Source organism: Photorhabdus temperata (genome assembly GCF_025384845.1).
GTDB lineage: Bacteria > Pseudomonadota > Gammaproteobacteria > Enterobacterales > Enterobacteriaceae > Photorhabdus > Photorhabdus temperata.
Map to the genome: position 1 here is coordinate 79,626 of NZ_JAJAFX010000005.1, position 25,510 is coordinate 105,135.

The following is a 25,510-nucleotide window of genomic DNA, read 5'->3' on the forward strand; positions in this document are numbered from 1 at the left end:
CCTATCTGAAAGTAGTTATCTCAAACTACTTTGATTATCTTTAAATTAATATTTGTCATATATATATTTGATCTTTATCTCCTAACCAAAACTCTTGAGAATGAGCACCAGGCCCAACCATAACTCCCTTTAAATATCAATTTGTGTCTCTCACTGACTTATCATTTGCCAAACATGCAAGAATGACATGAATATTCCAGATTAAACCAAATTAAGTTAACTCCATTCGATCTTTATAGATAATAATTCAGCCTTTTTCTTAATCGCTCAATTTACTCTTAAAAATCATCCAGAAAGGAGATGACAAATTTATTACAATAGAGCTGATATAGCTGCTCACAATAAAACACAGCAAAGATAATCTATCTTTCGCTGCTTTATATAACCTTAACCATTAGAACTTCTTTTATATTCACAATGCACTCAGTTTTATCAGTCAGTTATATATTATTATCAAATATTGCAACAACCCGACTCCATGAAGCATCCGCTTTCTCTAATTTTATTGGAAAACAACACACCTTAAATCCATAAGGTTTTGGAATACTGTTTAAATTACAAAGTCGTTCTATTTGCAAATAAGGATGATCCCGTCCGATAAAATGAGAAGGCCATAAGTAAGCTTTGTTCCCTGTCTTTTTATAATCGTTAATCATCTCTATAAATGGCCGATCAAAACTGAAGGCGTCTGTTCCAATAATCTTTACGCCTTGTTCTACTAACCATTGAACAGCGCTGCTTTCAATCGCTCTATAGTGAGTAAAATAGGATTTTGAGCCTACTAATTTATCAGCACCAGTACTTATAAGAACAATATCATTTGCTTTTATTTTATAATTGATTTCCTTTAACTTGTTTTCTACCGCCTGTTTATCAATTAATTGATCATTTTGGCTAAAATCAAGTAATACACCATGACTATAAAACCAATCCAAAGGAATATCGGTAATTGTTGCCGGCTGCTCTTGCCCTTTATGCCACCCATAGTGATAAGGTGCATCAATATGCGTTCCGGTATGAGTTGTCAGTCGATAATGCATCAGTGATAATCCCATACCATCAGGGAAATCATTATGATCAATTATCCACTTTTTGCGTTTGAAGAGTTTTATAAAGACTCTTTTCCACCATGAACTGGTATGGAAATACAAATAACTCTCACCTAATTTATTGGCACCTTCTTTATGATCGACTATTTCCCTCGTGACTTTTTCAGGCTCCCAAAAATCACTATCTATAGGAACACTTAAATCAATAATATTATTCATCTTTGTTCCTTATAATTTCGGAGTAGTTTCTTCTCTTAATATTCGGAGTGGAAATTATCTTCTTTTGAGACAAAGCACAAACAAATTCCTGATTATGAATTAGTAATGTACTTTCCTCCAGATCTTTCATATTTTTCACAGAAGCAGCATTATTAACCAATAACTCTTCATGCAAAGTCGAAGCTAATAATTTAATATATGCTTCAAGTCTAATCCAATAATACAATGATATTAAACAATAATAATTCTTAAATCCCGGACTGACACCTAATGGTTGTTTTAACAGGATACCTTTCATATATTCCAGTTTTTCATCCTTAATAAAATACTCAATAATTTCTGAGATTTTTATCTTAGAAGGAGTAACTTCAATATCAACACCCATCTCTCTTGAACTAAGGCCAATGGCACAATAATTTCCTGAGGCACTCAGTGAAAAATGGTATTTGAAGTCTTTCCCCGTAGATATATAAGGCTTTCCGTTATCATTCGTTATTATTTCATAATCCGATAGATATTGATTTAAAACATAACGCAATGCAACCCTTCTAAAAATAAACTTTTTCCTTCTATCCGCTAAACAGATCTGATTATGGCGAGTAATATCAGAACCATAAACTAACTGTTCAATAGACGCTAAATCAATATCATCGATTTTTATAATCCAAAGATCAAAAAAATCAGATGATAAAGAAATATTTCCCATGATCAGTAATTACCTAATCCACCACACACATTAAGCGCCTGAGCGGTTACAGCCCCAGCGAGCGGAGATGCGAGATAAGAAACCATTTCAGCCACTTCATTAGGTTCAACATATCTTCCGATAGGAACACGTTCTTCTACTCTTCTTTTCGTTTCTTCTTTATCAGTACCCCAAATCTTGGCGTAATGTTCTCTGACACGCACGGCCATGTCACTTTCAACAAACCCAGGGCAAACTGCATTCACGGTGACGCCTGAACCATTACGCGCTAATTCAAGCCCCAAGGATTTGGTGAGACCGACAACACCATGTTTAGAGGCAGAATATGGCGTGCCATAAATAACACCTTGCTTGCCGCCGGTTGACGCAATATTGATAATTCTTCCACCAGATAGCATTAGTTTTCTTGTCAAAACTTCATGTATGACAAAGTAAGTACCATTTAAATTAACGTTTATTACATTTTGCCAAGTTTGAGGACTTATTTCAGCAGTAATTCCACCACCGGAAATACCTGCACAATTCACCAGTACGGATAACTTATTATTTTCAAGATCAAGTTGATCAAAAGCTTTGCTGACATCTTCATGATCAGAAACATCACAAACTATTTTTTTTGCAAATTGATTACCATATTTATTACGTAGCTTACTAATTGCATTATCGAGACGATCAGAAGTACGTGATAATAATATTGGCTCAAAACCATCCTCAGATAGTTTTTCTGTAATTGCGAAACCAATATCTCCTGTCGCACCGGTAATAAAGGCATATTTCATCTGAATTATTCCTATCGTTATTTGTATTATTTTTATTTACAAAAAACTACGGTTACCCTTCATAAGTATTATTCACAATTCAGTGACAATTTCTGTCAGCATTAACAAAAAACATTCACAACTTCCAATTTACACCAATAATATATTAACGTTATATTTACGACGATTTATAATATCATCATATTCCATCATGTAATTATATAAATCCTTCATATTTTTTTAACCAAATAGTCTGTTATAGTTATGCTTCACTATTGATTAATACTTACATGCATAGAAATATAACTATTTAATCTAAAAAACAGGCGATAAAAACCAATATCCGGTATATCAATATTGGTTATAAAAAATAAGAAAATATAGGGGAGAAACTACTTAGATATGTTATTTAATCGAGGATCAAATAAATGGTCAATAATAATCACACTATTTAAGAAAGGTCGAAAACCAGGATGCTGCGGATTAACAAGTAGGTTATTCTCTTGCGGAACGATAACAGAAGGCACAATAAGACCTATAGAATCACAGGAATTCAGCCAATTATTCCCCAACGCCCGAGTATCATCAGGTATAACTCTCTCGCTCCAATTTGATGGTAAACACTCCCTGTCCAAGATGATTATTTCTTCATCATCAATCTCAATACTTAGGAGAAGGTACTCTTCGAGTAAAGCACCACTTTCAAAATGTACAAGCGTTTCCAACATGGCAAGAGAAATAGATGTAGCAAGATATAACATAGGGAATCCCTTTGGATTCCAACGGCCTCCGTGCATCTGAGCCCCGTAGCCTGTCCAAGCTGAAGCCTTATATTTCTTCTTAATAATCCGATACGCAATCATGAGAAAACACCATGCTCCAGTCGGCCAATAAGATCCAACACTTCCAATGCACCGCTTTCAGAATCAATCATACTTTCTGGTGTTTCACCGCCGAGACCTCGGACAGGCTTACTCATCCAATTAACTGCTTTATCTTTATCACCCTCAAACAAGGCAACTGCGGCATCAGTCACACGAACCAAGCGTGCAATGCGTTCGCTTTGATCTGGGGATAGTATCTGTGGCCCAGATTTTCGGCGAGACACATTCCTGGTACTAATTCCCGCCATCTTGAGGATGCTAGATTTCTTAAAACCAGACCATACATGAATTTCATCAATAACAGACGTTGGCAACCCTTTTCTAAGTTGAGCGACAAGATTCGGTCCACTGCTCGCATTAAAACCAACAATGCGCCAAAGTTGATCGCTTACCGGTTTATATGATGGTGTATATATACGCATAGTGCCTCTGTAAAAATATAGCCTTTTGACTACATAAAATATAGTCAAAAGGCTATATTTAGTCAACATTTGTTACAAGTCAGCAGGATTATTTTAATGATTTAACCATTTACTCGAGCAGGAACCTGCTTGATAATCAATAAATCTGGATCATAAGCAGGAAAATCAAAAATACTAAACAACACGCGGAGAGATATTTCCACTCCAATGAATGTATATGGATACAACACTTTATCCGATATATTTAATATCTTATAATGCGATGCTATATCATTTTCAAATCAATATTATTATCATTAAATTCTAAAGTCAGTATCTTATTACCTCCACCTCGGTTATTACCAGGGATCTCTAATGCATCATCATAACTGAATGCTCTATTTAAAGAATATTTAACAGCATTTTCATTCGGTGGATTCCAATAATCCTGAAATATCCAAATATCAATTTCAGATTTACACTCTCTTCCAGTATAAATATGAATTGCCTTATTGGGTTCATACTTATCACCTATCCAGGGAGCCCATAAATCACCACGCCATTCAGACATCTTATCCACAGTAATTTTTTTTCTGGCAATATACCCATGCTCAATTACAAATACACAAGGCGTTTTATTATAAATGGTTTTAATATTTGTCACTCCCGCAATGATATTAACCGCTGGTCTATTCTTAGTGTCAATTAATTTTTCTTCCATTTTATTCACCTATGTTAATTAATAAGTTTAATAATAATGATAGGATTTCTAATAACATCATCCTTTCGCACACTCTCACCCAGCATTAGCCAAAATTATTCTATAATAATAATTCCCTCCAGTGACATTATACTTTCAACAACATTCCATTTTTATTAATAACGCCAATGATCTTATATCAATGATTAGCCTTAAACTTAAATATAGCTCAAAACTGCTATTTTACCATTAAGGCTAGATCACATATCTATCGTTGTTTTCCTTTAACTGTTACTGTAAGAATTATTCATTAGACTCTTAGCATCTCTTTTCAATACTCGAGCTAATTTTCTTACATATATCGGTAATATTAGAGCACAAACCATAGACAATATGAAAATAGGCTGTACGCTTTCAGCAGTAATTGCTTTACCACTTAAAAAGATGGAGGAGAAGAAAAACACGACACCAGCGCCCAGATTGGATAACGCCATCTGAAGGGCACCAAAACCTGCACGATTTTCAGGCGTCGAAGCATAAGAAGCCAGTACGTTGGCCGCCATAACCTGCACATAAGTCGCAAACATAAAAAGGGCAAAGAATACATATCCATTCATTTTCCCCATTAATCCCAGAAGAATATTAACAATAAATAAAGCCGCCGCCGCAATGGTAATTTTCTGCGGAGGATATTTATCACACAACTTTCCAGTTAAATAAGTCCCCAACCAGGAAGCCAGACCGCCAATAAAAAACACCAGTGAAACCCGTGTTTCCGGAACATAAAACACATCGGTTAATAACGGAACAAGTATCGGAATCAACATGAAGGGACTAAAGTTACTGACACCACTTGCTAACCCAGCCAATGCTATTTTTTTGGTCAGCACAATTTTATTCTGGCTATTTTTTACCTTCTCAGTTCCTGGAATAAAGCAGAGGATCAAAGGCAAACTCACGATGCATAAAATAACGATCAATAAAAAAGGAATTTTCCAGGTAAAACTCGTCGCCAAATATAAACACAGCGGCATACCTAAAATACTCACGAATGAAAAAGACGAAAACGCAATCCCTAGTACCCTTCCCCGCATATTTTCCGGAGAATTATTCAGTAAGATCCCAATCCCGACCCCCAATGTAACGCCACCAAACAGACCGGCAATCATACGCAGCAGAATAAGTTGGTATGGCTCGGTGGAAAAGATTGTCAGGAAAGTAATCAAACCGAGAAGTAAGGTGTTTAAAATGAGAACTTTTCTTTTATTAAAGCGATCGAGAAAGAAAAAGGACGCCAGACCAGAAAAAACCGAGGCAAGAACATAAGTACCGGCAATCACTCCCGCCATAGTCACAGGCATGTGAAAATCATCACACATATACACAAAAAGCGGAGTCACCATCATGTACTCCAGCGCATTAATAAACTGAACTAATGCAACGACCATCGCAATAATAACTATCTGGTTACCTTCAATTAACTTTGACATTATAAATTCCAATTCCAATTGACGTAAATTTCATCTATGTAATGAGCAATTTACCTCACACACAGATTAAAAAAAAGCGCTGTGTATCATCATAGTGAACTCCTGGCAAAGCCAGGTTTGAGATGAAGCTGATAATGACAAAGCAAAATAATCAAGCAGCGATAGCTTCAGAGGGCTATTCATTGTTAGAAACAAGTGACAAACTTTCTGGAGAAGGTATGGATAATGTATTGAAATATGGCGATACAGTAAAAATATTGAATTGTATATTGATGTTCTTCTGATAGGCAGATTAACCGGCAAAGAAACGACCACCAAATCCTATACATCAGGTACAGACAAAATCTGTATTGAAATTGAAGGAAATGGCAAACCATGCAAACTCCATTATTCCTATAACACACTTGAAGGAAAACCAGGAGCAGTCATTATTGGCAATGATAAATTTCATCAATAAATTAAAGCAGTATTATGCCGCTTTTTTGTTGTATCGCGAACATCATTAATATGTATATCAACATCATCTCAAAAATAAAAAACACCTAATAAAACGCCAATAAAAATATATAATAGCATTTCAAGACTTATTCAAGAAATATAAACCCCGTCACTTAGCATATATTTATGTTTTCGCAAAAAACCAACCAAACCAAACCAATCAATAACTTACCAATATATAATGTTGCCTATAGCCCATCAATAGAATTAATATCAGAAACGCAAATCATCCTGTAACACCAGATATATAACAAACATGGTGAAATAAAAAACAGCAGATTTGAATAATACTTTAAAGTCTAATTATCTCAAAGGATATATAATAATGAATACAAATACCTACCTCTTTCTCAACGCAGAAAATATTAAATATTATGATGATCCACAAATAAACAAAGGAACCACTCCACAGCCTATCAGTAAAGATTGGCCCAACCTTCCTGACGAGTTTCAAAGGCATATTGACGATGTAATTAATTTAAACGGTTATTTGTATTTTTTTAAAGGTTCACAATATCTTAAATTCGATATAGCGAAAGCTCAGGTGAGTGAAGGACCAAAACCCATTGTAGACGGATGGCCTGGATTAAAAGGAACCGAGTTTGAAAATGGGATAGATGCAGCCACAGAATGGGTGGATACAAAACAAGATATTGTTTATTTTTTTAAAGGAAGCCATTATCTCAGATATACCATCAGTTCACACACGATTAATATAAATACTATATCAGCCGGATGGAAAACAACTGGAAAATATGCAGGATACAGTAATAATCTGGATTCCATTATTTTATGGAGAAATATTGCCGGCTTTATTATTTATTTTTTCAAAAACAATAATTACATCCGATATAATACGAAAAAAGGTGCCATTGATATTGGACCTACACCCATCCAATCTGGTTGGCCTGGAGTAACCTTCAACAAAATCCAAGCCGCAGTATCAGTTGACGCAGATTTGTTAGGCAGCAAGCGGGACAATAATAGTGGAAATTGTGGAGTATGTGGTACCAATGACACAGGTAAACACTGTTTTGAATTACCTCACAGCATCAGATTTGGCCTGACAGCCTATGCCAATACAAGCACTCATCAGCAAACTATAAAAGTGTATATTGACAACCTTCTGATAGATACATTGACCGGAAGAGGAACAGATAATGTCATTGGCGTTAAAACCTATACATCAGGTACAGGTAAAGTCTGTATCGAAATTGTCGGGGATAGCAAACCATGCAAACTCCGTTATTTCGATAATACCCTTGATGGAAAGCCTGGATCCGTTATCATCGGCGCCGAAAATGACAACAAAAATAACTATAATGACAGTATAGTTGTATTGAACTGGCCGTTGTTGTGAATTAAAGATTTTTTGATTAATGTCATTATTGGCAATGATAAATTTCATCAATAAATTAAAGCGGTATTATGCCGCTTTTTTGTTGATCTATTGTGTTACCTTTTCCCTAATGCAGAAAATATTAAACATAATGAAAAGTCATATGAGGCAGACACTGACTATCCCCGACCTATAAATAACGATTAGGCTAATCTTCCGATAGGTTTCCAAAGGTGAAGCTGTAGCGGAACATCCGGTACAGGAAAAATCTGCATCGAGATTACCGGAGATGGCAAACCATGCAAACTCCGTTATGCCTATAACCCACTCGACGAAAAACCGGGAACCACCATTATCGGCGCCAGCAATGGAACCCATAACAATTACGACGATAGTGTGGTAGTGTTGAATTGGCCATTATCATAAGACAAAAATGTATTGCTGTTATATCTGAAAGCAGAAAAGTTAACAAATCACCAAAATAATGTTTAACTCAACTATTATTAAGGATACACACTAATGAATACCAGTACCTACTTCTTTCTTAATACAGAAAACATTAAATATTATGATGATCCTCAAATAAACAAAGGAGACACTCCTCAGCCTATCAGTAATGACTGGCCCAACCTGCCCATCGAGTTCCAAAAAGATATTGACGATGTGATTAACTTAACCGGCTTATTATATTTCTTCAAAGGATCGCAATATCTTAAATTCGACATTGCAAAAGCGCAGATAATCGATGGACCAAAACCCATTGTGGATGGATGGCCTGGATTGAAAGGCACTGGATTTGAAAACGGCATAGATGCCGCCACAGAATTGTCAACAAATACCGTTTGTTTTTTTAAAGGCAAAGATTGCATCGATTATACAATGAGTTCACATACAGCCAATAAAAAAATTATCTCAGATCGATGGGGAACAACAGGGAAATACTCAGGATTCAGTGAAAATCTGGATGCGGTTATTTTATGGAAGAATATTGCAGGCTCTATAATTTATCTTTTCAAAGGTAATCGCTATATCCGATATAACACGAAATCGAATGCTATTGATGGTGGACCTACCGCCATTAAAACTTATTGGCATGGAGTGGCTTTCAACAAGATTCAAGCTGCGGTATCGGTTGATACCGATCTATTAGGCAGTAACAGCAGTGGAAACTGTGGCGGAACATGCGGCACCAACAACACCGGTAAATACTGCATCCAGTTACCTCACAATATAAAATTTGGCCTGTCTGCCTACGTTAATACCGATATCCATCAGCAAACGATAAAAGTGTATATCGACGACCAGTTGGCAGATACATTAACCGGTAAAGGAGTAAATAGCGTATTGGGCTTCAAGACCTATTCGTCAGGCACAGGCAAAGTCTGCATCGAAATTGCAGGAGATGGCAAACCATGCAAGTTACGTTATGCCAATAATCCCCTTGATGCAAAACCAGGAACAACCATTATCGGTGCTGAAAATGGTACCGCCAATAAATATAACGACAGCGTAGTGGTGTTGATCTGGCCGCAGGCGTGAATCACCAAAAATAAAAATATATGCCCAATAGATTTCAAGTTGCAGCGCAGCGGCAAGAGAACGCATCCCCAGGAGCATAGATAACGATGTGACTGGGGTAAGTGAACGCAGCCAACAAAGCAGCAACTTGAAAGATGAAGGGTATATCGTCCTGGCAAATCCAGCAATGCCAGTAGAGATGAAATTTATCCATCAATTGAAGCGGCATTATGTCGCTTTTTGTTGTGCTCCACGATAGATATATCAGCCAAAAGAGACTTCCTTTACGGCTATAGCGCACTGTGATAAACAGAAAAAATAATCTTTCAACTTTTAGGTAATGTAATAACCGGAAAATAACCGGCAACCCACCAAATAGCCCTTTATTTGATAAAAATTAACTTTTTTATCTTTTCTTTCTCTATCTCCCATTGCTATGAATATTCAGTGATGCAGGAATTCGACCCTATTTCAGGCCCGCAAGGGATCACAGAAAAGGTGAGATAACCCACTTGTTACGATAACCAAATCCTGAAATGACGCCAGGAATATATGCAATAAATAGCATTATCGAATGGAAAGTAATTTCAGGGTGGTATCAATTATTCAGAGAAAAATAACATACTTGCCGAGGAAACGATGGAGAATGTTCTTAAATATGGAGATACCGTGACAATATTAAACAGCTATAAGAACTGGAGCGGTGGATATCTCAGTGTATTTGGCAACGGTAATAAACCCGGTACCAAATATGCCGTTGTAACAGTAGATGCATCTTTAGCTATTTATGGCGGGGCATGGAGAATTGAGTCAGCAACAGAAAAATCTGCCGGTAGTGAAATAATGAATAATGATATTATCTTACTTCACAACCTGTATTACTGTGATGGCGGTTACTTACGCTACTATAATGTGGTGGATCAATATGAGCAATCAACGGAGGTACACCAAGTCTACACCTCAGATATCCGTAAAAGAGCAAGCTTGGAATGGGTTATTTATTGTGAAACTACGCTGCCAAATGGAAACATCAGAGAAGGCGATAGCCTCTCTCTCTATAATCGATGGGGAAATAAAGGTTTTCTTGATACCCATAATCATGCCGGAGACACAGGTTCGTTATATCAAGTATTTATGTCCAATAATGCTGCCCGTAAAAGCCATACCGGTTTGTGGAAAATGACAAAGGTGAATGATCCTTGCCCTCCCCCTGATGTATTAACCAATATCATGCCATTGTGGCGCAAGATGCGATAACAACAAGCATTGTTGTCACTCAAATGAAGCGGGTAAAAGCGAATAAAACCGGCTTTTGGGCGTTTCAGCCAGCAAATAGACAGAGAGGATATTTATTCACGAATCGTCTGAAAATTATCAATAAATTGGCTGGCAGAAGATCAAAAACGCCCGGATAAATACAAGCCTGATTATTTTCAGGCTCAAACTATTACGTGGTTTCTCCACTGCCATCATTAGATTAATTTTTTATTCCTAGATTAATAAAAAATGAGCTTAACATAATAAGCTCCCACACTATAAAGTCATCCCTCTATCAATTAGAAACACTTACCAAACAGTGAAGTAAATCTAATACCTAAGATAAATCATGGATTAGTCCATTATCATAAATTAACTTTTATAACACCTTTTGACATAAGCGTACTGGATAGAATTTCTCGTACAGGCTATTTTAGCCATCCATGTACTACATTAAATGAATTAGCAATAAATAAGTAAAAATAAAAAGGAATACTTATGAATTGTCACACAAAGAAAGCTAGTTTGATCTTCGCAACTAACCTTCCGAGACGTCCTAATTCTAAGCCATGTCATGGTGACTGTTATGCAAAATAAAACATCATTTTTATCAGGTACACCCGAACAACATCTTGTTAATGCTGGCTACCAAAACGTCTTTGATATTGCGTCAATCAACCGCGCCGCTTTCATTCAGTCTGTTCCTACTCTGCCCGCCAAACAGGAACCCGTCATTAAAGGACTGACTAAACTTAACGTGCAATCAGGCGTGCCTGTACTTAAAGATGCTTTGGTCGATAATATTGGTGGTGATGGTGATTTCAGCGATTTAATGAAGCGCACCAGTCAATATACCGATGCAGCCTCTATTCAATCCCTGTCTTCACCGGGTCGTTACGCCACCACAGAGATGTTTAATGTCTATCACCGGTCCCTGTAAGGGGTCTGTCATAAGGAGTATTTTATGCAGGATTCATCAGAAGTATCGGTTACAACGCTGTCACTCCCCAAAGGCGGCGGCGCTATCAGTGGTATGGGAGAAGCTCTTAACGCCGCCGGTCCTGATGGAATGGCAACTCTCTCCCTGCCGTTACCTCTCTCTGCTGGGCGGGGTACTGCTCCTGGGTTATCGCTGACTTATAGCAGCAGTGCAGGTAACGGGCCTTTTGGTATTGGCTGGCAATGCGGTGTCACAACTATTAGCCGACGTACTCAACACGGCATTCCACAGTACGATAATAACGACACATTTTTATCCCCGAGCGGCGAGGTGATGAATATCGCCCTGAATGATCAGGGACAACCCGATATTCGACAGGACGTTAAGGCGCTGCAAGGCATTACCCTGCCGGTTTCCTATACCGTGACCCGCTATCAGCCCCGTCAGATACAGGATTTTAGTAAAATCGAATACTGGCAACCGGCCTCTGGTCAGGAAGGGCGCGCATTCTGGCTGATATCGTCGCCGGATGGACAATTACACATTCTGGGAAAAACAGCACAGGCTTGCCTGGCTAATCCGCAAAATGACCAGCAAATCGCCCAGTGGTTATTGGAAGAAACAGTGACGCCGACCGGTGAGCATGTCAGCTACCAGTACCGGGCCGAAGATGAAGCTAATTGCAACAATAACGAAAAAACACGTCACACGAATACCACGGCACAACGCTATCTGGTGCAGGTAAATTACGGGAATGTCAAACCGCAAACCAACCTGTTTATATTGGATAACACACCACCTGCCCCAGAAGAGTGGTTATTTCATCTGGTCTTTGACCACGGTGAACGGGATACCTCACTGTATACCGTACCACCATGGGATGCGGGTACAGCGCAATGGTCTGTACGCCCGGATACTTTCTCCCGTTATGAATACGGTTTTGAAGTGCGTACCCGCCGCCTGTGTCAGCAAGTGCTGATGTTTCACCGCACCGCGTTACTGGCCGGAGACGTCGGCGCCAATAACACACCGGAACTGGTCGGGCGCCTGATACTGGACTACGACAAAAATGCCGGCATCACCACATTGACTGCTGCCCGTCAATTAAGTCACGAACCCGACGGCAGCCCGATCACCCTGCCCCCTCTGGAGTTAGCCTGGCAACGATTCGACCATGAAAAAATCCCTGCCTGGCAGCGGTTCGATGCATTGGATAACTTTAATCCCCAGCAACGTTATCAACTGGTTGACCTGCGGGGAGAAGGGTTGCCGGGCATGTTATATCAGGAACGTGGCGCCTGGTGGTATAAAGCGCCACAACGTCAGGAAGGCGAAGACAGTAACGCCGTGGTGTACAGCAAAATAGCGCCGCTGCCCACCCTGCCTAATTTGCAGGAGAATGCCTCATTGATGGACATCAACGGGGATGGCCAACTGGATTGGGTGGTCACCGCCTCCGGTGTCCGGGGATATCACAGCCAGCAGCCCGACGGTAAATGGACACACTTTACGCCAATCAATGCCTTGCCGGTGGAATATTTCCATCCAAGCGCCCAGTTCGCCGATCTTATCGGAGCGGGATTATCCGATTTGGTGTTAATCGGGCCGAAAAGTGTACGTCTGTATGCGAACCAGCGCGATGGCTGGCGTAAAGGTCAGGATGTCCCCCAATCCGCAGGAATCACCCTGCCAGTCACCGGAACCGACGCCCGTAAACTGGTGGCCTTTAGTGACATGCTCGGTTCCGGCCAGCAACATCTGGTGGAAATCCGTGCTAACAGCGTCACCTGCTGGCCCAATCTGGGACATGGCCGTTTCGGTCAGCCACTGACCCTGCCAGGATTCAGCCAGCCCGAAAGCAACTTTAATCCTGAACAGTTGTTTCTGGCCGATATTGATGGCTCCGGCACCACCGACCTTATCTATGCTCAATCCCATTCCCTGCTGCTTTATCTCAACCAAAGCGGTAATCAGTTTGATGCCCCACTAACATTAGCTTTGCCTGAAGGGGTGCAGTTCGATAACACCTGTCAGCTACAGGTTGCTGATGTCCAGGGGCTGGGAGTAGCCAGCCTGATTTTGACCGTGCCTCATATGGCGCCGCATCACTGGCGTTGTGACCTGTCACTGACCAAACCCTGGTTGTTAAATGTGATGAACAATAACCGGGGCGCACATCACACCCTTTATTACCGCAGTTCTGCCCAATTCTGGCTAGATGAGAAGTTACAGCTCACGAAAGCGGGCAAATCACCGGCTTGTTACCTGCCGTTTCCAATGCATCTGCTATGGCATACCGAAATTCAGGATGAAATCAGCGGTAACCGGCTCACCAGTGAAGTCAGCTACAGTCACGGCGTTTGGGATGGTAAAGAGCGGGAGTTCAGAGGGTTTGGTTGTGTCAGACAGACAGATATCACGACGTTTTCTCACGGCACCGCACCGGAACAGGCCGCACCGTCACTGAGCATCAGTTGGTTTGCCACCGGGATGGATAAAGTAGACAACCAGTTAGCAGCGGAGTACTGGCAAGGAGATACTCAGGCTTACACCGGATTTGAAACCCGCTATACCATTTGGGACAATGCCAGCCAAACAGACAAGGTGTTCACTCCCAATGACACACAGCGTAATTGGTTGACCAGAGCACTTAAGGGCCGGCTGTTGCGCAATGAGGTCTATGGTCTGGACGGAACAAATAATCAAACAATCCCTTATACCGTCAGTGAGTCGCGCTATCAGGCACGGTCTGTTCCCGTCAATAAAGAAACTGAATTAGCCGTCTGGGTCACCACCATTGAAAACCGCAGCTATCACTATGAGCGTATCACCAGTGATCCACAGCTCACCCAGCGCATTCAACTGCAACAAGATATTTTTGGTCAGACGCTGCAAAGCGTTGATATTGCCTGGCCGCGCAGGGTAAAACCCGCTGAAAACCCCTACCCGCCGACGCTGCCGGATACGCTGTTCGACAGCAGTTATGATGATCAGCAACAGTTGCTGCGTCTGGTTCGGCAAAAAAGTCGCTGGCATCATCTGACTGACGGAGAAAACTGGCGGTTGGGTTTACCTGATGCGCAACGCAGTGATGTTTACACCTATGACCGGACTAAAATTCCAGCAGAAGGGATTTCGCTTGAAGTGTTACTGAAAGAAGATGGCTTGCTGGCAGATGAGAAAGCTGCTGTTTATCTGGGACAGCAACGAACATTTTATACCGCAGGTCAATCAGAAACACCGCTGGAAAAACCGACACTTCAGGCACTGGTGGCATTTAGCGAAACTGCCATGCTGGACGAAGCTTCATTGCAGGCTTACAAAGACGTCATGGAAGAGCAGGAGCTGAATACCGTACTGATACAAGCCGGTTATCAACAGACTGCACGGCTGTTTAATACCGGATCAGAAAGTCAGGTATGGGTGACACGTCAGGGATATACCGATTACGGTGATGCTGCCAAGTTCTGGCGGCCTCAGGCTCAACGTAACTCATTACTCACAGGGAAAACAACCCTGAGCTGGGATACCTATCATTGTGTGGTGTCACAGACTCAGGATGCCGCTGGATTAACAACGCAAGCCCGTTACGATTATCGTTTCCTGACGCCGGTACAACTGACAGATATTAATGATAATCAACACATTGTGACCCTGGATGCGCTGGGCCGCGTGACCACCAGCCGGTTCTGGGGTACAGAGTCCGGACAAGCCACAGGTTATTCAACACCAGCAGAGAAACCCTTTACGCCACCAGATTCCGTTGATAAAGCGCTGGCGTTAACTGGTGCGCTTCCCGTTGCTCAATGCCTAGTTTATGCCGTTGACAGCTGGATGCCATCGCTCTCCCCGTCTCAGCTGTTCGGATCACAAGAAGAGGCCGAAACCCGGTGGAAGCAACTTCGTACCACCCAGGTAGTCACCGAGGATGGGAAGGTGTATGCACTGGGCAGGAAACGCGCGGCAGACAGCCAAAAACTGACTGTTCATGAAGCCTCCTTATTGGCGGATAGTCCCCGTTTGCCTCCACATGGGCTGATGATCACCACTGACCGTTACGACAGCGAACCACAGCAGCACCAACAACAAACGGTGAGTTTCAGCGACGGTTTTGGCCGGTTACTCCAGAGTTCAGTTCGCCATGAATCCGGTGATGCCTGGCAACGGCAAGAGGACGGCGGGCTGGTAGTGGATGCTAATAGGGCGCTGGTCAGTGCATCAACAGATACCCGCTGGGCTGTTTCCGGTCGCACGGAATACGATGACAAAGGTCAGCCGGTGCGCACTTATCAACCCTATTTTCTGAATGACTGGCGCTATGTCAGTGACGACAGCGCACGCGATGACCTGTTTGCCGATACTCATCTTTATGATCCATTGGGACGTGAATACAAAGTCATCACCGCGAAGAAATACCTGCGGGAAAAACAGTACACCCCGTGGTTTGTCGTCAGTGAGGATGAAAACGACACCGCGTCAAGAAACCCATAATTTTACCCGTTGCCCCGCAGTACATGGCGGGGCAGTATCTATCAACATGAGGAATAGTAATATGACATCCTTTTTTAATCCGGCAACCTTTGCCGGTACTCCCACCGTCAGCGTTCGGGACAACCGTGGCCTGACTGTCCGTGAAATCAGTTTTCACCGCACCACCGCAGGGGGTGACACCGATCCCCGTATCACCCGTCATCAGTACGATGCTTATGGATATCGGACCCAAAGTATTGATCCGCGCCTGTATGACGCCATGCAAACTGATAGTTCAGTGAAGCCCAATTTTACCTGGCAGTACAATCTGACCGGCAATATCCTGAGTACAGAGAGTGTTGATGCAGGCCACACCGTCACCCTCAATGATATTGAAGGCCGCCCGGTACTGACAAAAACCTCAACCAAAGTTATACAAACCCGGCAATATGAAGCCGCTTCCTTGCCGGGCCGCCTGTTGTCAGTCACTGAACAAGTATCTGGAGAAGCAACGGCACGCGTGACTGAACGCCTTATCTGGTCCCGGAATACACAGGAGGCAAAAGACCACAACCTTGTCGGCCAGTGTGTGAATCACTATGACACTGCGGGGCTAACCCAGTTAGAAAGCCGGTCACTAACCGGGACCGTCTTATCACAATCCCGTCAATTGCTGTCCGATAGTCATCAGGCAGACTGGAAAGATGATAACCAAGCCACCAACCAGAGCCGCCTGAACAGCGAGGCCTACACCACACAAAGCGCCTTTGACGCTACTGGCGCGTTACTGATGCAGACAGATACGAAAGGCAATATACAGCGTCTGACCTACAATATTGCCGGACAATTGAACAGCAGTAAGCTGACAGTAAAAGGCCAGAGTGAACAGATTATCGTCAAATCCCTGAGTTATTCAGCCGCTGGGCAGAAACTGCAAGAAATACATGGTAACGGTGTGGTGACCGAATACACTTATGAACCGGAAACACAACGTCTGATTAGCATCACCACCCTCCGCACCTCAGACAATAAAGTGTTACAAGATTTACGCTATGAATATGATCCGGTAGGTAACGTCGTTAATATTCGTAATAGCGCAGAAGCCACCCGCTTCTGGCGCAATCAGAAAGTGGTACCGAAAAATACCTATAGCTACGATTCGCTATACCAGTTAATCGAAGCAACTGGCCGGGAAATGGCGAATATCGGCCAGTACAATAACTTGCTACCCTCTCCTGTTCTGCTTTCTGACAGCAATACTTACACCAAATATATCCGTACCTATACTTATGACCGTGGCGGCAATCTGACGCGAATCCAACACAGTTCACCCGCCATCCAAGGCAGCTATACCACACAGATAACGGTTTCAAACCGCAGTAACCGCGCAGTGTGGAGCACATTGACCGATAATCCAATGCTTGTGGATGATTTGTTTGACGCCGGCGGCCACCAGAATACATTAGTACAGGGGCACGACCTGAGCTGGGACACTCGCGGTCAGTTGCAACAAGTGACACAAACAACTCAGGGAAACAACATCAATAGTGATAGAGAATGGTATCGCTATGGCAGCGATGGGATACGATTACTGAAAGTGAGTGAACAGCAAACCCTGTCCCCCACCTACCAACAGCGAGTCATTTATCTGCCAGGATTGGAGCTGCGAACAACCCAAGACAGCGCCATCATAAAACAGGACTTACAAGTCATTACCGTGGGTGAAGCTGGTCGCGCGCAAGTACGGATATTGCACTGGGAAACCAAACCACCAGCAGATATCAAAAACAATCAAGTACGTTACAGCTACGATAACCTTACCGGCTCCAGCCAGCTTGAGCTGGATCACGAGGGGAGAATTATCAGCCACGAAGAGTACTATCCATTCGGTGGTACGGCTTTGTGGGCCGTGAGAAACCAAACTGAAGCCAGTTACAAATTTATTCGCTACTCAGGCAAAGAACGAGATGCTACAGGGCTGTATTACTATGGTTATCGATATTATCAGCCGTGGGTAGGGAGATGGTTAAGTGCGGACCCTGCCGAAACAGCGGATGGGGTGAACCTTTACAGGATGGTTCGGAATAATCCGGTGACATTACATGATCCAGATGGATTAGCACCGGAACAGTGGCATACCCGGGAAGCATTTAAGCAATTACCTTTTAGCGAGCATAGTTTGGGTACACGCGATGAACTTGCGCCAAAAATATCAGGCACGAATAGTTTATGGCATGAAGCTTATCGTGGGCCGACCAAGGAACGGGAAACATCGGGTCTCTTTAATGAGCTGCCTTTTGCAGAACCTAAAGTGGCAGCGGCTGAAGAAATTAACCTGCATGGCATAACAGCTGAAAACGTCACTGTTTATCGTGTGGAAGTGGCGCAACAATCAGAGAGGTTTCTTTATACCGGGATTACCGGTACCGGAGGCGTGAAAATAGCGATTCCTAACAGGAATAGCGAACATGGCGGCAAAGAAGACTACCTGAATAAAACCATGCCAGGCGAGGCACAGAAGAGAGGAGGATGGTATCAATTTTCTAAAAATTATATTGCTGCCAATAAGGGTAAATCCAGCGGCAATCTTGCGTTTTATAATTTCGGCAACCCACGTCGGGCATTACAGTTTTACGAACAAAAAACTGAAAATCCCAAAGAAAAACTGCCGTTTGTTATAAAATCATTCGAGATACCTGCTGCGGTATTTAAAGCGATCGCAGAAGATGCCATTTTAGAAAAGGACTACAAAAAGTTCCCGACTGCACCAATGAATGTCGATGTTGCAGCATTTAACCAACTTGGCCTGCAACCTCACCATGTTGATTTACTCGTTGGCTCTATCGTTCCTAAGAGTGGAAGAGTCTATTCGGAAAATGAGCATTGGAAGTTAATGGATAAACCTTCTCAGGTCACCAGCCGACCACTGCTGCGCGGCAGACGATAACGAAATAGCCAGCTCATCCCAAAAAGTTTGAGCTGGCATCGTTGTCAATTTGCTCAAGTTCGTTCTGGCTCAGGCCGGTGGTTTTCATCACCGTTTCACGATCGATTCCGCTGTTCAGCAATGCATGAGCAATTTTTAACGTTGCTTCCTGACGTCCTTCTTGACGTCCTTCTTGACGTGCTTTATGTTCCAATCTTTGTGCTATTGTCATCAGTACCTCCTCATACCTCGGGGACTGTTCTGCCAGTCGCAGTAAGATCCTCTTCTAACACGGATCGTTGAATGCTGATTGAGGACTCTCAATACGAGTTAGTGGCGTATTTGCTCCAGTTCGTTCTGGCTCAGACCGGTGGTTTTCATCACCGTTTCACGATCGATTCCGCTGTTCAGCAATGCATGAGCAATTTTTAACGTTGCTTCCTGACGTCCTTCTTGACGTCCTTCCTGACGCCCTTCTTGACGCCCTTCTTGACGCCCTTCTTGACGTCCTTCTTGACGTCCTTCCTGACGTGCTTTATGTTCCAATCTTTGTGCTATTGTCATCAGTACCTCCTCATACCTCGGGGACTGTTCTGCCAGTCGCCGGATAAAACCCTCTGGATCGGCGGTATCTCCCGCCTGTAATAAGTAGTTTAGCACGCTTTTTAGCTGTTCATCCGTATAGTAATCATACGTCAACAGTATAACCAACTCTTGCAGCAGCTCCGCCATATCTCGCTGCCGGATATGCTTTTGCACTATTTCCAGTAGCGCGACCCGTTTATGCGTCAGGATTTCATCGTCCGGGATTACCGTCACATCTACCAGCGGGAAGGGACCGGAATAGATTTCCTTCGCCAGAGCCGGATCATCAAAGCAGTCGAGCCAATTGGTACTCCAGGGATACGGCTGTATTTTCCCGTGATAGAACAACACCGGAATGACCAGCGGCAATTTTTCATGTCCCTGCTCCAGATGCCGTTGCATGGCTGAAATACTGTAACGTATTAACCTAAATGCCATCATTTTGTCCGGGGAACTCTGGTGTTCGATCACGCAATACACGTAACCGTCACCCTGCGCCGTTTTCAATGAATACAAAATGTCGGAATAATGCGCCCGCAGATTATCTTCAATAAACGACCCTGATTCCAACCGCAGTGTATCCAGATCACAAACTGCCCGTAATGTCGCAGGCAAATGTATCTCCAAAAAGTCTCTGGCAGTATCGATATGACTTAAAAACTGTTTAAAAACAGCGTCATGCGGCGTTGGTGTATTTTTTCTCTTCATCGGTGAATGGTAACATACTTTCTTTTATATTGAAGGAATATTAAGCAAGAAACCGGGCTGACTGCGATGTCTTGAATTTTCTTTGACAAGAACGTTGATCGTATCTCAGATACTTTAGTTTCCTTCTTAAGTGAAGTTCAGGTTAATTATGCAGGTCGCCTTCAAAGGAAACCTGCATACTTTAAGAATTAAAAATGAAACATCAACCCTGATTTTTTCTCTTGGTAAAAGCCGGGACAGGTTCAGGTGTCGGGACAGAGCTATCACAATTATAATGCTCTCCTGTTAGTCCTATTTTTTTACAGGCAATAGACAAAACATCATTAGGTGTTGCCCACTCATCTTTCCAGTTATTTCCGTCATAACGTTCCTTTTTAAATAGATCCCACATAATAAGGCCCGTTTTACCGTATTTGATCGTACCATCTAATATGCTATTGAGCTTGGCCTTGGTGAGCGGTAAATTACCGGTTGCAGGTTTACCAACTTCAAACCCCACTGTAATAGGCGGCAAAACCAATAATTTTTGCGGTTGAACTGATGCCTGAGCGTAATTACGCGCTCCTTTCAGTTTGACATGGAAGGTAACAACTTCATTACCTGATTTAAGCCAGTTAATATATTGACCATAATAATACTTAACTTGTCCAGGTAGATCACAAGGAATATAAGTTTCACCTCCCCCGATAAATCCACAATCTTTTTCACTCAAATCATAGGTCATCACACCAATATAGCTGAGTCGGTTGATAATTTTGGGATAACTCAGCGCGGTATTATAAATCAAACCATAGAGATTTCCCCCCCACCAGGCACCACCATAAATATCACTGTTCCTGGCGTTGGTTCCCCAGTTAGCAGACATATTCGGGATACCGCCAGTTGCAGGACCAGCAGTACTTAACTGAAGCGATGGTTTAACTGCATTAATTGAGGTGTAAAAAGACTTTAAAATAGCAGCGAATTTATCCACGGTTGCAGGCATCGCGCGGGGAATTCTTTCTGCGCCAGGGACAATATTCATTGACGCATCATAAACATAACCACCTAACCCCTTTGCTATTAACGTTGATGTCATAAGAGTTTCACTGTTATTAGAGGGAGCCTTGATTGAATCAGGCGTTAATTTCCAGCTTTTTGCATTAATATCAGCATGCCAGAACTCTTCATAATCCACATCAATCCCTGCTACATCTAAATCGGCAGCTAAATTAACAATGTTTCTATATGCACCCTCTGCTGCTTTACCCGTAATACTACTATCAAAACGAGGAGTCTTAGTCATTGGATTGGGGAAAATATCATAGACCGCACCCGGTTCATTACCACAAGCGTCTTTTTTGTTGGCGGTTATATCATAAATTTTCGGATAACAACTAAAGTTCCATCCGCCTACAGCAATATAAGTACTCACGCCATGAGATTTTAAATCAGCGATAATACCTTTTAATATCACAAAATCAGACCTGGCATTTTCAGCTTCTCTTGTGCTAATGATTTGGCTAGAGGTACAGGTATAGCCAAATAACCCTGAACATTTCAGGCTGTTTTTCTCATAGTTAACAAAACTAGGCTGGATAAAAGACAATACCAGCGTATTAAAGTTACTCTTATTTTTAGCAATATCTCTGCTTAATCTTTTAAAATTATCCAGACTGGCATAATATTCTTGAGTATCAACCTGTGCAGCAGGTCCACTCAGATAATATGCAGATATTTTAGGATTGGCGGCAACAACATTTCCTGACATGAAAGATAATAATACCGCACTTACTAATATACATCGGTTTAATTTGTATTTAGACATACATCTATCTCCACTTGGTTAACATTATTTTTCTGACTATAGCCAATGAGCTTTTATGACACTTCATTGCCTTTTCATCATGAACTGTATAAGTTTTTCCCTAATAGAGCGTTAATATATTCAGTATGTTATTATCGACTGTGATGTAGTTGCTGAACGGCTAAATTCGCATTAATTATTTCAATGCATCAATTTCATAATAGTATAGTTTTCACCATTGTCCACAAAGAAAATAGAATTAGTTGTAATAATATTCCATCCCATCCAAATAAAAAACATTATTATAGGACAATTCCACTAAATTATATATATCTCCCATAGTGTACACGTAATAAGAATCTGGCATTTTTCTTTGTAAGTATGGCAATGAATTATTCCTTCGTAGACATGACTATTCTCTATAATTCACTGGCACAAGATACTGGGAGACAAGCCTAAACACTGACGAAAAACAGTCGAAATAGATTGGTCAATGACCAACAAACCATGCCACATTAGCTATGCCAATAAATGTCCGGCCATTAACCACATCGCCTGAAACAATCGCTTATTAATTAACCACGAAAAGCCATTGCTATTAAATAAACGCGCCCTGCTGTCAGGCAAATCAGGCCAAAAAACTTCAACAATTCTTCAACAAATTATAAAAAGCTATAAAAAGGTATTATCTTAAATTTGCTGAATTAACGATCACAAACGTATACTCACTGTGCATTAAAAAAAATCTGGAATATCAAGTAGCTTGTTAGACGCTAAAAATGTATCCCAGCAAATGACACAACAAAGTTAAAACACAGGAAAATTATCATGACACGTTTAGGCTTATCTATAACTGCATTATCACTGTTATTCTCTGGCGCAGTATTAGCCGCACCAACCACATCTGCAACCCAATCTTCGGATACCAAGGCTACATCTTCCCATATGGAGAAAACTAAATCAGGCAAAGCCACTTCTAAAGAAGGCAAACAACATCAGCATCATAAAGCGACAAAAGAAGTAAAGAAAACCCACTGAGTTCTCCCATCTTATCTGAAGCAACCGCGCGCTGTAGAGATGGTTCTTTCAGTTACAGCCAACATCGTAGAGGAACTTGTTCCCATCATGGCGGTGTCGATAAATGGTTATAACACGGGTTTGATAGTGTAATAGTCGTAAATTCAGGGGGGACAAATCCCCCCTCAACATATAAAAGTAAATGGTTTAACAAGCACCTTCTGTATCGTCATCACCATAATATTTCACACCAATTCTGATAATATCCCGTCCCTGAGACTTACGGTGTTTATTACTGTCACGCAATGAATAGATACAACCGCAATATTCCTGCTGATAAAATCTTTCCCGTTTACTGATTTCAATCATCCGGGCGGAGCCACCTTGCTTACGCCAGTTGTAATCCCAATATTTAACCCCCGGATACTGACTTGCAGCCCGTATTCCACAATCATTTATCTGCTGCATATTTTTCCAGCGGGAAATACCTAAAGAGCTTGAGATCATGCTGAAATTGTTTTCATAAGCATACAAAGCAGTGCGCTCAAAACGCATATCAAAACACATCGTGCAGCGAACACCTCTTTCCGGTTCCCATTCCATGCCTTTAGCGCGTTCAAACCAGTTGTCGCTGTCATAATCCGCATCCACAAATGGCACATTGTGTTGTTCTGCAAAGCGGATATTCTCTTCTTTGCGGATCAAATATTCCCGTTTTGGATGAATGTTAGGGTTATAGAAAAAGACAGTGTAATCAATACCAGAGGCATGCAACGCTTCCATCACTTCACCGGAGCAAGGAGCACAACAAGAGTGCAATAATAATCGTTCCGCACTATCCGGTAACGTTAAAACAGGACGAACAAAGTTTTCCATTGGGCAGGCTCCATAATAAATATAAGAATTAATTATAAAAATAGTTATTTTAGCCACAAATCTTTCGACAAGGAATTCATCCGATGGCTTACTTGTCTCTACATTGATAACTAATTAAATTATAGACAAATTCAGATTCTTTTAACCAAAATCATTTGATAGGAGACCACGATGCGCCATGCAATTTCTCTGCGTGACCTCTCTTTTCCGGCAATCATAGCCGGATTTGTCGCTGTTCTGGTTGGGTATACCAGCTCGGCGGCAATTATCTTTCAAGCTGCGGAAGCCGCAGGGGCCACAACCATGCAGATCGGTGGGTGGCTGAGTATGCTGGGGCTTGGCATGGGTATCAGCTCGCTAGGGCTATCGCTTTATTACCGAACGCCGGTCCTTACGGCCTGGTCAACACCAGGCGCAGCGCTGCTGGCGACAACCCTGCCAGGAACATCAATCAATGAAGCCATTGGTATATTTATCTTTGCTTCTGCCCTGATCTTGTTATGTGGTATTACCGGCTTATTTGCACGATTGATGAATTATATTCCACAGGCACTTTCCGCAGCAATGCTGGCTGGAATTCTGTTACGTTTTGGTCTTGATGCTTTTTCCTCGTTTTCAATCAATTTTGTACTGACTGCCGGAATGTGTCTGACTTATCTGCTGACACGCAGATATTTATCACGCTATGCCATTGTTTTAACCCTGTTATCAGGGCTAATTATCGCCTCTTTACAGGGAGATCTTCATTTTGAACAACAATCAGCTGTCGCCTTTGCTATCCCTGAATTTATTGCACCTAGTTTTACACTCTCTTCATTATTAAGTGTAGGCGTCCCATTTTTCATTGTCACGATGGCCTCTCAGAATGCACCCGGCATCGCCACCCTGAAAGCCGCAGGATATCAGGTCTCGGTTTCATCACTGGTAAGCTGGACGGCGTTAATCGCACTGATCTTGTCACCTTTTGGTGGCTTTTCCGTCTGTATAGCCGCTATTACAGCCGCTATTTGTATGAGCCCGGAAATCCACACCAACCCTAATCGCCGTTATATGGCCGCTGCCGCTGCGGGTGTGTTTTACCTGATCGCAGGCCTGTTCGGTGGCTCAATCAGCATGTTATTCAGCGCACTGCCCACTGCTCTTATTCATACCATCGCCGGATTGGCTTTACTTGGAACCATTTCCGGCAGCTTGCTCCAGGCATTGCAGAATGAAAAACAACGGGATGCTGCGGTAATCACATTTTTAATCACCGCTTCCGGCGTAACACTACTTGGCGTAGGCGCTGCATTCTGGGGATTAATCGGTGGTGTAATAACCATGACCCTTTTATCTTTGCCCGGAAAAAACAAGGCCGCTCATTAAACGTACAGTAAAATTATA

The 25,510-nt window shown here is 42.1% G+C and carries 22 protein-coding genes and 2 pseudogenes; 13 read left to right on the plus strand and 11 right to left on the minus strand.

The window, feature by feature from the left end; translation table 11 throughout:
- Positions 1 to 440 precede the first annotated feature (440 nt).
- From LGZ99_RS03105 to LGZ99_RS03135, 7 genes are all read right to left on the minus strand, one after another.
- Positions 441 to 1,268, minus strand: a complete 828-nt coding sequence (locus LGZ99_RS03105) for a cyclase family protein (RefSeq protein WP_023044671.1) — start codon at positions 1,266 to 1,268, stop codon at positions 441 to 443.
- Entirely contained in the window at positions 1,261 to 1,974 is a 714-nt protein-coding gene (locus tag LGZ99_RS03110; protein ID WP_036840788.1) for a 4'-phosphopantetheinyl transferase family protein, read from the minus strand. The genes LGZ99_RS03105 and LGZ99_RS03110 overlap by 8 nt, the downstream gene beginning before the upstream one ends.
- 2 nt (positions 1,975 to 1,976) lie before the next feature.
- On the minus strand, positions 1,977 to 2,753 hold the full coding sequence (locus LGZ99_RS03115) for an SDR family oxidoreductase (protein WP_021325335.1): 777 nt from the start codon (positions 2,751 to 2,753) through the stop codon (positions 1,977 to 1,979).
- 371 nt (positions 2,754 to 3,124) lie between these two features.
- Complete coding sequence (locus LGZ99_RS03120) at positions 3,125 to 3,595, minus strand: RES family NAD+ phosphorylase (protein ID WP_021325334.1); 471 nt, start codon at positions 3,593 to 3,595, stop codon at positions 3,125 to 3,127.
- Positions 3,592 to 4,038: an Xre family toxin-antitoxin system antitoxin gene (gene parS, locus LGZ99_RS03125; RefSeq protein ID WP_023044669.1), complete on the minus strand. Its 447-nt coding sequence runs from the start codon at positions 4,036 to 4,038 to the stop codon at positions 3,592 to 3,594. The genes LGZ99_RS03120 and parS overlap by 4 nt, the downstream gene beginning before the upstream one ends.
- A gap of 265 nt (positions 4,039 to 4,303) precedes the next feature.
- Entirely contained in the window at positions 4,304 to 4,738 is a 435-nt protein-coding gene (locus LGZ99_RS03130) for a hypothetical protein (protein ID WP_036840789.1), read from the minus strand.
- Between the two features lie 263 nt (positions 4,739 to 5,001).
- Positions 5,002 to 6,207 carry an MFS transporter gene (locus LGZ99_RS03135; RefSeq protein WP_023044666.1) on the minus strand — a complete coding sequence of 402 codons (1,206 nt, stop codon included), beginning with the start codon at positions 6,205 to 6,207 and terminating at the stop codon, positions 5,002 to 5,004.
- 134 nt (positions 6,208 to 6,341) lie between these two features.
- On the opposite strand from LGZ99_RS03135, the gene LGZ99_RS03140 reads away from it, so the two are divergent.
- The 10 genes and pseudogenes from LGZ99_RS03140 to LGZ99_RS03185 all read left to right on the plus strand — a co-directional run bounded on the left by LGZ99_RS03140 (position 6,342) and on the right by LGZ99_RS03185 (position 19,176).
- On the plus strand, positions 6,342 to 6,491 hold the full coding sequence (locus LGZ99_RS03140; protein ID WP_160171166.1) for a hypothetical protein: 150 nt from the start codon (positions 6,342 to 6,344) through the stop codon (positions 6,489 to 6,491).
- Positions 6,470 to 6,664 (plus strand): fucose-binding lectin II, encoded by a 195-nt coding sequence (locus tag LGZ99_RS03145; RefSeq protein WP_036840790.1) that lies wholly within the window; start codon positions 6,470 to 6,472, stop codon positions 6,662 to 6,664. Before LGZ99_RS03140 ends, LGZ99_RS03145 begins: the two co-directional genes overlap by 22 nt.
- Before the next feature lie 366 nt (positions 6,665 to 7,030).
- A complete protein-coding gene (locus LGZ99_RS03150; RefSeq protein ID WP_036840791.1) occupies positions 7,031 to 8,065 on the plus strand; it encodes a fucose-binding lectin II in 1,035 nt (344 codons plus the stop codon).
- A 240-nt stretch (positions 8,066 to 8,305) separates the two neighbouring features.
- Positions 8,306 to 8,470: pseudogene (locus tag LGZ99_RS03155) on the plus strand (fucose-binding lectin II); the annotation flags it as partial.
- Between the two features lie 93 nt (positions 8,471 to 8,563).
- A complete protein-coding gene (locus LGZ99_RS03160) occupies positions 8,564 to 9,583 on the plus strand; it encodes a fucose-binding lectin II (protein WP_023044663.1) in 1,020 nt (339 codons plus the stop codon).
- 88 nt (positions 9,584 to 9,671) lie between these two features.
- A complete protein-coding gene (locus LGZ99_RS03165; RefSeq protein ID WP_160171167.1) occupies positions 9,672 to 9,821 on the plus strand; it encodes a hypothetical protein in 150 nt (49 codons plus the stop codon).
- Between the two features lie 410 nt (positions 9,822 to 10,231).
- Entirely contained in the window at positions 10,232 to 10,819 is a 588-nt protein-coding gene (locus LGZ99_RS03170) for a hypothetical protein (RefSeq protein ID WP_231398252.1), read from the plus strand.
- Positions 10,820 to 11,405: 586 nt separating this feature from the next.
- Positions 11,406 to 11,759 carry a hypothetical protein gene (locus tag LGZ99_RS03175; RefSeq protein ID WP_023046152.1) on the plus strand — a complete coding sequence of 118 codons (354 nt, stop codon included), beginning with the start codon at positions 11,406 to 11,408 and terminating at the stop codon, positions 11,757 to 11,759.
- Between the two features lie 24 nt (positions 11,760 to 11,783).
- Positions 11,784 to 16,250, plus strand: coding sequence for a SpvB/TcaC N-terminal domain-containing protein (locus tag LGZ99_RS03180; RefSeq protein ID WP_036840797.1), 4,467 nt, complete (start codon positions 11,784 to 11,786; stop codon positions 16,248 to 16,250).
- A gap of 61 nt (positions 16,251 to 16,311) precedes the next feature.
- Positions 16,312 to 19,176, plus strand: a complete 2,865-nt coding sequence (locus LGZ99_RS03185) for an RHS repeat protein (protein ID WP_262978840.1) — start codon at positions 16,312 to 16,314, stop codon at positions 19,174 to 19,176.
- Between the two features lie 13 nt (positions 19,177 to 19,189).
- On the opposite strand, the pseudogene LGZ99_RS03190 reads toward LGZ99_RS03185, so the two are convergent.
- The 3 genes and pseudogenes from LGZ99_RS03190 to LGZ99_RS03200 all read right to left on the minus strand — a co-directional run.
- Positions 19,190 to 19,426, minus strand: a pseudogene (locus tag LGZ99_RS03190) (Rpn family recombination-promoting nuclease/putative transposase); the annotation flags it as partial.
- Positions 19,427 to 19,485: 59 nt separating this feature from the next.
- Positions 19,486 to 20,448 carry an Rpn family recombination-promoting nuclease/putative transposase gene (locus LGZ99_RS03195; RefSeq protein WP_262978841.1) on the minus strand — a complete coding sequence of 321 codons (963 nt, stop codon included), beginning with the start codon at positions 20,446 to 20,448 and terminating at the stop codon, positions 19,486 to 19,488.
- Between the two features lie 202 nt (positions 20,449 to 20,650).
- The gene (locus LGZ99_RS03200; RefSeq protein WP_036841148.1) at positions 20,651 to 22,255 is read right to left on the minus strand and encodes a hypothetical protein; all 1,605 of its coding nucleotides are present in this window, start codon (positions 22,253 to 22,255) and stop codon (positions 20,651 to 20,653) included.
- An 807-nt stretch (positions 22,256 to 23,062) separates the two neighbouring features.
- On the opposite strand from LGZ99_RS03200, the gene LGZ99_RS03205 reads away from it, so the two are divergent.
- Both LGZ99_RS03205 and LGZ99_RS03210 read left to right on the plus strand, forming a co-directional pair.
- Complete coding sequence (locus LGZ99_RS03205) at positions 23,063 to 23,272, plus strand: hypothetical protein (protein ID WP_021326232.1); 210 nt, start codon at positions 23,063 to 23,065, stop codon at positions 23,270 to 23,272.
- Positions 23,273 to 23,280: 8 nt separating this feature from the next.
- Positions 23,281 to 23,385: a DUF3761 domain-containing protein gene (locus LGZ99_RS03210; RefSeq protein ID WP_228940394.1), complete on the plus strand. Its 105-nt coding sequence runs from the start codon at positions 23,281 to 23,283 to the stop codon at positions 23,383 to 23,385.
- A 73-nt stretch (positions 23,386 to 23,458) separates the two neighbouring features.
- On the opposite strand, the gene LGZ99_RS03215 is transcribed toward LGZ99_RS03210, so the two are convergent.
- On the minus strand, positions 23,459 to 24,127 hold the full coding sequence (locus tag LGZ99_RS03215; protein ID WP_023044639.1) for an epoxyqueuosine reductase QueH: 669 nt from the start codon (positions 24,125 to 24,127) through the stop codon (positions 23,459 to 23,461).
- A 171-nt stretch (positions 24,128 to 24,298) separates the two neighbouring features.
- On the opposite strand from LGZ99_RS03215, the gene LGZ99_RS03220 reads away from it, so the two are divergent.
- The gene (locus tag LGZ99_RS03220; RefSeq protein WP_036841147.1) at positions 24,299 to 25,492 is read left to right on the plus strand and encodes a benzoate/H(+) symporter BenE family transporter; all 1,194 of its coding nucleotides are present in this window, start codon (positions 24,299 to 24,301) and stop codon (positions 25,490 to 25,492) included.
- Positions 25,493 to 25,510: the final 18 nt, after the last annotated feature.